Raw genomic sequence first — 11,617 nt, 5'->3', positions numbered from 1 at the left:
TTGGGTTTTATCCTTTTCTTGGCACATCCCATCTAATAGGAAAAAATGAATGTTTTTTTTTCTTTAATTATTTATTTTGGGATGAAGCCTTTTGCTACAATTCTTCTAAGCGTTTCTTTAACGCATTCATTCCAAAGATAACTCTGATAAGCATTTACAAACATTTCTCTAAGACTCGAAGGTATTTTTTTGTAAGAGGCAAGCCAGCTTTTTGTTTTTACATATTCACTTATAACATCTGCAAAAACCCTGTTTTTTACCCCCACATGTCCTAATTTTTTCCAATTAGCTAATATCTCTCTTTTTTCGTCTTTTGTTTTTTTCCTCTCTTTCTTCGTATATTTTGTAAGAAATATCTTTACAGCCTGTTCGTAGTTTTTTTTGTACTAGATATTTCCCAATAAACTCGTTGTGTATTACACTTCCAAATCTCTGTGAATCAAAATAGTTTGGAACACCAATGTCTGAGATGCTTGTTGCTCTACTATATATCCCCGGTATTTCACCTTTTTGTATGTTTCTTACAGTTATCGTAAATTTATTACCCTGTAGGTCACCTGTTTCTATCCTCTTGTTACTATAACCGATGAACTCTAGTTTTATGTTTCTCATATCCTTTTTTTTGATGTGTTGTTCTACTGGAATCGAGATGTATTGTCTCGTCAATCCGTGTTTATCCTTTAACCCCGCAAACCCAATTTTTGGTGAAGGAATTTTTAATTCTTTTGATATGATTTTAACAGCATCAAATGTGTCAAGTTCCTTTTTTTCCATTAGAAAAATTTGGTATCTATCTTTGTTTTTTTGATATCTTGAAATTGGGTATTTCTTCTACGATAAAATCTTCTGAGAGTTGTTTAAGTTTCATTTTTTTACAAAAACAATAAAATATTACAAGAATATAACCCTGTCCATACTTGGGGTAGGTGTCCTTATGTATCTAACAAAGGAAGAAGAAAAAATTCTTGATGGCGAGCAAGGCGAAGTAATGGAAAGAATGTTTAGACTCCTTGTTCGTCTTGGTGAAATTTACAAAGCAGATAAAATGATACCTGTTGGTTCTGTACAGGTCGCTGGGGTATCATATAAATCTATTGCTGATCCTGGTACAGAATTTTTAGAAGACCTTGCGGAAAAAGGTGCAAAGGTGAAGGTTCTAACTTTCCTGAACCCAGCCGGGATGGACCTGGAAAACTGGGAGAAACTTGGTTTTCCAGAGTCTTTTGCTAAAAATCAGTTACGTATAATGAATGCTTTTAAAAAAATGGGAATAATAGTAACTTCTACCTGTACACCGTATCTAGCTGGTAATTTACCAAGATTCAGGGAGCATATTGCTTGGTCGGAAAGCTCAGCTGTTTCATTTTCAAACTCGGTAATTGGTGCAAGAACCAATAGAGAAGGTGGGCCTTCTGCTCTTGCTGCAGCAATCTGTGGTAAAACACCAAATTATGATTTACATTTAGATGAAAACAGGCATCCACATGTTAAAATAAAAGTTGAAGTTGATTTAGAGTTTAGTTCAGATTTTGGTGCACTAGGTTATCATGTTGGTAAACTCGTGAAAAACAAGATACCTTATTTTATTGGTATAAAAGATGCGAATACAGATCAACTAAAAGCTCTTGGTGCTGCGATGGCTGCGTCTGGTGCGGTTGCTCTTTATCATGTTGAAGGCCTTACACCAGAGGCAAGCCTTGTAAAAAAAGATGATTTGGAGACCATAAATGTTGGTAAAAAGGAGATAAGAGAGGTTTACGGAAAACTCAACTCAGGTAAAGAACCTGATATAGTTATTCTTGGTTGCCCACATGCTTCACTTAGGGAGATTTCAGTATTGGCAGATAAACTTAAAGGTAAACATTTGAAGAAACCGGTTTGGATATGTACATCACGTGTTATGAAAGAAGCGGCAGAGCGAATGGGTTTTGCTGAGATAATAGAAAAAGCTGGTGGTAGCATAGTTGCTGATACCTGCATGGTTGTTTCACCAATAGAAGAAATGGGATACAAGGTTACTGGTGTTGATTCTGGTAAAGCAGCAAACTATCTACCAGGTTTTTGTAAACAAGAAGTATTTTTTGCTGATATAAACAAACTTATTGAGGTGCAAACATGAAAGGAAGAACAATTTCACCAGGGAAAGCAAAAGGTGTTGCTATTGTCTCAAAGGAACCAATAGGTTTCTACGGTAGTTTTGATATAAAAACAGGGAAGATGATTGAAAAGGGTCATCCATTGGAAGGAAAAAACATAAAGGACAAGATACTAGTCTTCCCATGTGGTAAAGGCTCAACAGTTGGTTCATATGTTATTTATGGTTTAAAGAAAAATGGTGTTGCACCAGCTGGTATAATTAACAAAGAAACAGAAACAATTGTTGCCACAGGTGTAATTCTTGCTGGGATTCCATGTGTTGATCAAATTGATATAGATAAGATAAAAGACGGAGACACTGTATTTTTAGATGCTGATAACGGTATTGTTGAAATAAAATAAAATTAAATTTTACTAATTTTGTCGTAGGATGTTTGTTCTAAAATATTTATATATAATTAAAATTAAATATATAATATAAAAATATTGGAATGAGATGAAAATTATGAATTTAAAAATCCTAACAATTGCAGTGATGCTGATGGTGTTAGGTGGTACTTTTCTTTCAGCAGCTGAACTAAACAATAATGCAGGAAAAACTGCTACATTTGAAATCAAAGAAATAAGAGTAGCAATTTTTACTGATGACACTTTAGATGAAAATTTCTACGGACCATATGGTAGAACTGTACACTTTTTACATGCACTGGAGGATTATTCTTGGAAAGTTGGAAGTATTACATATTGCTTTAAAACAACAATATTAAGGACAGAAGATATCTTGAAAGGCAGGTTGACAACTAATAATTTTGATGTTCTTTTATATCCTCCAGATTCAGTTAATGAATATTCTACATCTTATGGTAGAAAGATGTTACCAAGAAATATAATGAGAAAGAATAGGATGGTAAATTTCGTAAAAGCAGGTGGCGGATTTTTTGGAACTTGCGGTGGTGGTCTGGTTGCCGGCGATTTAAAGAACAAACCAATAACTTTACTGGAAAAATTATATAAAAATTGTTGTCTAGGAATTTCAAAGGCGAATGTATATTTTCAAAATGATCTGCCTGTTTTTGGTCAGTTATCAATATATGGCTATAAATACGCTCATTCAGGTGGATATATTACTTTCTCTGGCTGGAATTTGACTGATTATGATATTAATTATCATGTTGGTGTATGCTTAGATGTACCGATTTTAAATGATAATGCAATTTTTGATGATTATTGTAAGGATACTTGCAGAATTAGATGGATAGGCGGACCACCATATATATTGCCTGAAAATTCGGAAAATATTAAGGTTTTAGCAAAATTCCCAGCGGAAGAAATATCAGACAATGAATCAACAAGGATTCATTATTGGAAATATGTTGGTGGTTTACGTGGAATGGCAAAGGCGATGATTTTTGGTAAAAATGAAATTCTCTGGGGTGAAACATTGAATCCATTTATGAAAGCGCTTATTTATGCTGAGGATTGGAAGATGATGGATGATATTGTTGAGACAAATTTTTCAAATAAACCTTTTATGATCACCGAGATTTACGATAATGAAAATCAGGCGAGGATTGTTCGTTGTGTAGGTCACCCTGAGGATAATGTCTGGTGGGGTGGCCATATTGAAGAGTTAGATGATACAAAAAATAACAACATGTTTGATGGATTTCATAGATGGAGAGATATAATTCCTGAGAATGAAACTGTCGAGGATGAATTTTCATATACATTTTGGATTGTTCGCAGGAGTGTTGCTTGGGCTTCAAAAAAGGTTCCTGATAATGATCTTCCACCGATTTATGGCTCTTCGGAGGTTAGGGATTTTGATTCATATAACCAATCTTTAGAGTTTACTATATATGGTAATGCAGAGGAATCAAATAGTGTCGAATCATTAGATTTGTATTATCGATATTCATCTGATAACATATCATGGGGTGATTGGACATTATACGGTACAGACATAGATGGTTCTGATGGTTGGAGTTGGAAGTTCAATGCTACTTTAGCTAATGGACCCGGCTATTATCAATTTTATTCATTGAGACATGTACGATATGAACACGAGTGGTTAAATGAAACAGCTCCACCAGGATCAGATGCAATAGCTTATGTTATTTAGTGAAAAATGATGTTTAAAAAACCTCTTTGATACTAAGTAGAGGATATTAATTAAAGTAGAGCTCTCATAATCCAAGAAGTAGCAAGACCATTCAACACTACCTCTTGGTTAACATCACTATCAGACCATGTTATTTTACCGGTAACATTACTCATACCAACCTTCATGCCAACATAGGTTGGGAACTTCCAAATCTTACAAAAAGCGTTATCTGTTTTAATGTCAAGATCCAGTTTTATTTTAGCTGATTTTAACAATAACTGTGTTGCACGTGCATCAGCTGATACACTATACTCAGATGGCATAGTAACAATTTTTAGGAAAACCTTTTCATCTGATTTAGTGACCCTGATATTAATGTCATCAAGTGATGTTAGTGTTTTTCCCTCATCGGTTGTTATAAACAATGTACTAAACGGGTTGATCCTAGATGTCCTGGTTGATATAAACTGTGGAGTCGGATAATAATTGGCGAGGTATATACTCCAACCATTGCTTAAGCTCATGTGGAACCAGTCCCATCCACCTATAAACCCTCTTCTTACGATAATTGGTGTCCATGAATGCTCATGAAAACCAGTACCTTTTACCTTATACTCCTTGTCATCGATCTTAATGGTACCATTAACCCTGCATCCAAGGAACACGTAGTTTGCAATCATACTCCTTGATTTAAGAAAAGCTCTTTCACTAACAGTCCAAATAGGGTCAGATGGTGCAAAATAATCCAAATCTATTATGATTTCGTGGTCTTTATCGATATCATTGTCTTTTACGTATACATGCCACGTTGGTGCTTTACCCTCAGCCCATGAATCGCCATATTTCACACTAACACCTGGTGACGTAGCTGTAAGCATGGGTTTAGATAATATACCAAAACCTCTTTTACTGTTGATAATACCACCGTACCGCTCCCCATCTGGTCCATTAAGTGTAACTACAAGAACATCTGGTTTAAATGTACCAAACAAATCACCATAAGCCATATGGTTAAAACTAACAGCAAGAGACCAACCATCTAACTCGCTGTCTCCTCCACCCAGTATAGCACTGAAATACCACCATTCTCTACTGGTACGTATCTTCTGGTAATGCGAGCCCTCATCATCTGCTGTAACAGCCCTCATATAACCGGGTATCATTGATGTTGGTGGCACAATCTGTGGTGTTACAACCTCTTCTTCGCCGGTTTCCCTCTGTTTTTTTTCACCGTTAAAAGAGAGATAGTTTGCTTTATATAGGACTACCACTGCTATTATTATAAGGGCTACCACAATTATTGCATCTATCTTCTTAATTTTCAGAGTCATTTTATACCCGTTATAGTATTATTTTTATATAAACCTTTATATTAATACTTATTAAATGTTTCTTTACAAACGTTACCAGAACAACCTCCTAAATTGTATCAACAAACACAGCGGAAAGATATATTAGGCAACATAAAGTTACAGGTTTTTTAGCTTACGGAGAAGGAGATTTTTACGAAAATGACACCAAACAGACAAAACGCTAAACTGGTTCTAGAAGATGGCTCTGTTTTCCAAGGCTATGCCTTCGGCGCAAAAAAACCTACCAACGGCGAGGTCGTATTCAACACAGGTATGGTTGGCTACCCAGAAAGCCTAACAGACCCTTCTTATCATGGGCAAATACTGACTTTAACATACCCTTTGATAGGCAACTATGGTGTGCCAGGCTACGAAAAAGAAGACAACATACTAAAATACTTTGAATCAGAAAAGATACAAATCCAAGGTTTAGTAATATCAGATTATTCTGAAAACTACTCCCATTGGAACGCAAAAAAATCTTTGTCAGAATGGATGAAAGAACACAAAATACCAGGCATCTATGGTGTTGATACAAGAGAGCTAACAAAAAAAATTAGAAAAAAAGGCACACTTCTAGGAAAAATAGTTTACAATGTCAAAGAAAACATAGGTTTCGAAGACCCAAATAAAAGAAACCTGGTTGCAGAAGTCAGCATAAAACATCCTGTTGTCTACAAAAAAGGTAAAAGAAGAATTATCATTGTTGACTGTGGAACAAAAAACAACATAATACGCGCCTTTCTAAAAAGAGATTTCACTATCATTAGGGTACCATGGGATTATGATTTCCTGAAAGAAAAAGCAGATGGTATTGTTATTTCAAATGGCCCTGGTAACCCAAGATTATGTAAGGCTACAATCCAGAATGTTAAAAGGGCTTTTTCAAAAAACATACCAATCCTTGGTATATGCCTTGGTTCACAGATACTAGGTTTAGCAGCTGGTGCTAGTACATACAAACTGAAATATGGTCATAGAAGCCACAACCAACCCTGTGTTGAGGCTGGTACAAAAAGATGCTACATAACCTCACAAAACCATGGTTACGCTGTTGATGCTGATACTTTACCTGAGGATTGGCGTGAATGGTTTTATAATGATAACGATAAAACAAACGAGGGTATACACCATATATCAAAACCGTTTTTTGGTACACAATTCCATCCTGAGGCTTCGCCAGGTCCTGATGATACCGAGTTTTTGTTTGACATGTTCCTGAGGTCAATGAGATGAAAAAGAAAATCAAAAAAGTGTTGTTACTTGGCTCAGGTGCTATACGCATAGGACAAGCTGGTGAGTTTGATTACTCTGGTAGCCAGGCTATAAAAGCGTTAAAAGAAGAAGGCATCAAAACCATACTGGTCAACCCAAATATTGCAACCATACAGACATCAGATTATCTTGCAGACAAAGTATATTTTTTACCAATAGACTCTTATTTTGTTGAAAAAGTAATTGAAAAAGAAAAACCAGATGGTGTACTACTTGGCTTCGGTGGACAAACAGCGTTAAACGTTGGTGTGGAACTAGCAGAAAAAGGTATTTTCAAAAAACATAAGATTGAAGTCCTTGGTACACCAATTGAGGCTATACTAAACACAGAAGACCGTGATCTTTTTGTAAAAAAAATAAAAGAAATAAACCTGAAAGTACCAGTTAGCAAGGCTGTAACAAATGTTAGAGATGCTGTGGAGGTAGCAAAAGAAATCGGTTACCCTGTAATGTGCAGAATAGCATACGCCCTAGGTGGTCTCGGGTCTGGCGTAGCTTATGATGAGAAACAACTTGTTGAGTTAACAAAAAAAGCGTTCTCTTATACAAAACAGATTTTGGTTGAAGAGTATTTTGGTGGATGGAAAGAACTTGAGTATGAGGTTGTGAGAGATCAATACAACAACTGTGTTGTTGTTTGTTCAATGGAAAACATTGACCCCATGGGTATACACACTGGTGAGAGCATAGTTGTTGCACCAGTACAGACACTAACATCATCTGAGAACTTCAAACTACGGGCAATGTCTATAAAAGTGATAAGAAAACTTGGTATAGTCGGTGAATGCAATATACAATTTGCCCTAGACCCTAAATCAGAGGATTACCGGATAATAGAGGTTAACGCCAGACTTAGTAGAAGCTCAGCCCTTGCATCAAAGGCAACAGGTTACCCACTTGCTTTTATTGCAACAAAACTAGCTTTGGGTTATAGTCTGAATGAGGTGAAAAACATAATAACAGGTGAAACCTCAGCATGTTTTGAACCAGCCCTTGACTATGTTGTTGTGAAATACCCGCGATGGGATCTACAAAAGTTCAGGCGTGTCACACAAACTATCGGCTCAGAGATGAAATCTGTTGGCGAAGTAATGGCTATTGGTAGAAGCTTCGAAGAATCATTGCAAAAGGCTATACGTATGCTGGATGTTGGAATGAATGGTTTAACATGCAACAACCTAAGTTTCAATGATCTAGAAAAAGAGCTTTCTCAGCCAACTGATAAAAGAATGTTTGCCATAGTTGAGGCTATAAAACAGGGTTATACGATCGATAAAATATATGAGTTATCTAAGGTAGATAGATGGTTTTTGTATAAAATAAAAAACATAATAGAGCTGGAAGAAAAAATTAAAAAATACCAGCTCAAAAATTTACCTCGTTCTCTTTTAGCAGAAGCAAAACAAAAAGGTTTTTCAGACAAACAAATAGCCTTGTTGACAAAGACAGCTGAGTTGGATGTTAGAAAAAAGAGGAAAAAACTTGCTATAGTTCCATTTGTTAAACAAATCGACACGCTTGCAGCAGAGTACCCAGCTAAAACCAACTACTTGTATCTAACATATAATGCTTGCAAAGACGATTTAGATTTCAGAGAAAAGAACAAGGTTATTGTACTTGGTGGTGGGGCATATCGTATTGGTTCGTCTGTCGAGTTTGATTGGTGTTGTGTGAACGCTGTTGCAACATTACGTAACCTGAAATATAACACAATTATGATTAACTGTAACCCGGAGACAGTTAGTACAGATTATGATATATGTGATAAACTGTATTTTGATGAGTTAACATTTGAGCGTGTACTTGACATATGTGACAAAGAGAAAACATTTGATGTAATAGTATCTATGGGTGGTCAGATACCAAACAACCTAGCGTTGCCATTACATGAATCAGGTGTACGTATACTAGGGACTTCACCATCTGATATTGATACAGCTGAAGATAGACATAAATTTTCGCAGCTACTAGATAAACTACAAGTTGATCAACCGGAATGGAAAGAGCTAACCAGCCTTGGGGATGCTGAGGAGTTTGCAAATAAGGTAGGTTACCCGGTACTAGTTAGACCAAGCTATGTATTAAGTGGTGCAGCGATGAGCATAGCGTTGAGCAAAGACGAGTTAAAAGAATATTTGAAGAAAGCCTCTGAGGTCAGCAAAGAACACCCTGTTGTGATAAGCAAGTTTATAACAGGTGCAAAAGAAATAGAGATAGATGCTGTGGCCAACCATGGTAACTTGTATTGTTATGCTATATCTGAACATGTTGAGAATGCTGGTGTACACTCAGGTGATGCAACACTTGTTTTACCACCACAGAGAACCTACCTGGAAACAATGAGGAGAATAAAAATAATAACAAAAAAAATCGCTAAATCACTGAATATAACAGGGCCTTTCAACATACAGTTCATAGCGAAAGACAACGACGTAAAAGTGATAGAATGCAACCTACGTGCATCAAGAAGCTTCCCATTTGTATCAAAAGTCTTCAAAATAAACTTCATAGACCTTGCCACAAAAATAATGATGAAAAAAACAGTGCCAATTATAGATCGTTCATCATTTGACCTTGACTATGTCGGTGTCAAGGCATCACAGTTCTCATTCACTAGACTAAAAGGTTCAGACCCAATACAAGGCGTGGAAATGACATCAACAGGTGAAGTAGCATGCCTAGGGGATGATTTCAACGAAGCATTCCTAAAAAGCTTACTATCAGTGGGGTTCAAACTACCAAAAAAAACAATACTACTCTCCACTGGGCCAATACACAGCAAAGCAGAATTCCTCAGCGACACCAAGATACTAGACAAAATGGGTTTCAAATTCTACGCCACAAAGGGAACAGCAGATTTTATGGAAGCCAATGGTATAAAAGCTGAAGTACTATATTGGCCTCTAGAAAAACAGGAGCCAAATACGTTAACATACATAGCTGATGGGAAAATCGATTTGGTTATAAACATACCAAAAAACATAGAAAGAGAAGAACTAGACAATGACTATCTTATAAGGAGAAAAGCTGTTGATTTTGATGTGCCATTAATAACAAATCTGCAGCTTGCTAAAAGATTTGTTGAAGCAATTAGTAGAGTCTCTTTAGATGATTTGAAGATTAAAAGCTGGGATGAATACACATAGTTTTTCAATTAAACCTATTTTTTTATGATTTTTTTGTCTACATACCCACAAGTATATCCGTGTATGTATGCATCTGCGAAAAAGACACTTAAAACCATAAAATATTTTATTTATTCGACGGCAATGGGAAGAAGCCGTAGTATTAACGACTTTTTTCCAAATTAGAGACCCATCCAATTAATTACCCCCTCTAATAAAAAAATTCACCTCTCTGCTTCTTCCCATTATTGCTGTTCCACATTTTTGTTGATTGAAAAAAGATATTAACCCCTTATCTGTTAACATCTGTTAACAAATTTTGTATGTTGGAGGCAAAAAACATTATGAGAAAGGGAGAAAATAAAAAAATATTTTTAGGCAGGGCAAAAATTGGTGTTGTAATATGTGTTTTGATGTTAACTGCATCTTTTGCAACAGCAATAGGAACGATACAAACTAAAAACTTGGTTGGAACCAAAAACAATGTTATAAATAGTTTGAATTACTCATTTTTATTTAAACAACCAACCTTTGATTTAAGACAGATAGATAACTCTGAGTACACGCTTATAGAGATGCCTGGTTGTATAACAATGGCTAAAACAAGTGGTCAACCAGCGTTACCTGTCCATTTTGCTACGATTTTGTTGCCACCAAAGACAGATGTTATTAGTATAGATGTTGTTGGTACCCAAGAACCAATTGATATTTCTGGTATAAATCTTAACCAAAAACCGGTGTTGCCTTATCAGCATTCAGTTCCTTTTGATTGTACAGTGCCACAAGAATTTGAAAAAGACATGAGTATATATTCCTCAAATGCTGTGTATCCATCTAACCTTAACTCGGAGTACAGTGTTGGATATAGTAGAGGTTATGCAATTCTAAACTTTGGGTTATACCCAATACAATATAACCCATGTGAGGGTACTTTAACCTATTACTCTGAAATAAAAGTGACTATTAATCTAAGGGAAACAGGATATGTTAATGAGTTTTTCAGAAATGATCCAGATGATAAGGCGTGGGTAGAAAAACTTGTTTATAACCCTGAGATAACTGATATGTATACTGCTGATTTACCTACTTTTGACTACCCTGGAGGTCTGTGTGATCCTAGTGAAAGTTATGATTATGTGATTATCACAACTACATACAATGGTCTTGATTATTGGGAAACATCTAGTACCTTACCTTATAATTGGCAGAGTTTAATGGATAAACATCTTTCTAATGACGGTTTAAGATGCACATTGGTTACAGTTCAAGATATTTATGCTTGTTCTGATTATTGGAATTCTGCTCCATTGTTTAATGATACACAAGCAAAAATACGTGAATTTTGTAAGGATGCCTATATGGACTGGGGAACTGATTATATTTTAATCGGTGGTGATGGTGAATCAAATTGGATACCTGCTCGTGACATGGATACAAACTATGAAAAAGATATTGATGCTGATATATACTGGAGCAATCTTGACAATAATTTCAATGCTGATGGTGATAATTATTGGGGTGAAGAAGGAGATAATGGTTTTGATTTATATGCTGAGTTGTTCATAGGTCGTGTAACTTGTGACGTACCACAGGATGTTTCAAACTGGTTGAAAAAAGTATTTTATTATATTGATAGCACAGAAGCAGATTATCTTGACAATGCA

The 11,617-nt window shown here is 35.8% G+C and carries 9 protein-coding genes; 6 read left to right on the top strand and 3 right to left on the bottom strand.

Translation table 11 applies throughout. The features are described from left to right. Nucleotides 1-71 precede the first annotated feature (71 nt). Nucleotides 72-356: a tRNA pseudouridine(13) synthase TruD gene (truD, locus tag QHH19_04650; protein MDH7517614.1), complete on the bottom strand. Its 285-nt coding sequence runs from the start codon at nucleotides 354-356 to the stop codon at nucleotides 72-74. Then, nucleotides 286-819: a tRNA pseudouridine(13) synthase TruD gene (gene truD, locus QHH19_04645; GenBank protein ID MDH7517613.1), complete on the bottom strand. Its 534-nt coding sequence runs from the start codon at nucleotides 817-819 to the stop codon at nucleotides 286-288. The genes truD (QHH19_04650) and truD (QHH19_04645) overlap by 71 nt, the downstream gene beginning before the upstream one ends. Before the next feature lie 115 nt (nucleotides 820-934). On the opposite strand from truD (QHH19_04645), the gene QHH19_04640 reads away from it, so the two are divergent. From QHH19_04640 to QHH19_04630, 3 genes are all read left to right on the top strand, one after another. Next, a complete protein-coding gene (locus tag QHH19_04640) occupies nucleotides 935-2,119 on the top strand; it encodes an aconitase X catalytic domain-containing protein (GenBank protein ID MDH7517612.1) in 1,185 nt (394 codons plus the stop codon). Then, nucleotides 2,116-2,499 (top strand): DUF126 domain-containing protein, encoded by a 384-nt coding sequence (locus tag QHH19_04635; GenBank protein ID MDH7517611.1) that lies wholly within the window; start codon nucleotides 2,116-2,118, stop codon nucleotides 2,497-2,499. Before QHH19_04640 ends, QHH19_04635 begins: the two co-directional genes overlap by 4 nt. A gap of 103 nt (nucleotides 2,500-2,602) precedes the next feature. Then, nucleotides 2,603-4,219: a hypothetical protein gene (locus tag QHH19_04630; GenBank protein MDH7517610.1), complete on the top strand. Its 1,617-nt coding sequence runs from the start codon at nucleotides 2,603-2,605 to the stop codon at nucleotides 4,217-4,219. A 50-nt stretch (nucleotides 4,220-4,269) separates the two neighbouring features. Here QHH19_04630 and QHH19_04625 read toward each other — a convergent pair whose 3' ends face one another. After that, nucleotides 4,270-5,532 carry a hypothetical protein gene (locus tag QHH19_04625; GenBank protein ID MDH7517609.1) on the bottom strand — a complete coding sequence of 421 codons (1,263 nt, stop codon included), beginning with the start codon at nucleotides 5,530-5,532 and terminating at the stop codon, nucleotides 4,270-4,272. A gap of 180 nt (nucleotides 5,533-5,712) precedes the next feature. Here QHH19_04625 and carA point away from each other — a divergent pair, with 180 nt between their 5' ends. The 3 genes from carA to QHH19_04610 form a co-directional block, all read left to right on the top strand. Further along, entirely contained in the window at nucleotides 5,713-6,789 is a 1,077-nt protein-coding gene (gene carA / locus QHH19_04620; GenBank protein MDH7517608.1) for a glutamine-hydrolyzing carbamoyl-phosphate synthase small subunit, read from the top strand. Next, nucleotides 6,786-9,974: a carbamoyl-phosphate synthase (glutamine-hydrolyzing) large subunit gene (gene carB, locus QHH19_04615; GenBank protein ID MDH7517607.1), complete on the top strand. Its 3,189-nt coding sequence runs from the start codon at nucleotides 6,786-6,788 to the stop codon at nucleotides 9,972-9,974. Before carA ends, carB begins: the two co-directional genes overlap by 4 nt. A gap of 323 nt (nucleotides 9,975-10,297) precedes the next feature. Next, the coding region (locus QHH19_04610; protein MDH7517606.1) for a C25 family cysteine peptidase at nucleotides 10,298-11,617 on the top strand (1,320 nt) is incomplete at its 3' end.

It is taken from the genome of Candidatus Thermoplasmatota archaeon (assembly GCA_029907305.1).
Lineage (GTDB): Archaea > Thermoplasmatota > E2 > DHVEG-1 > DHVEG-1 > JARYMC01.
This window is presented reverse-complemented; position numbering and strand designations above follow the sequence as displayed.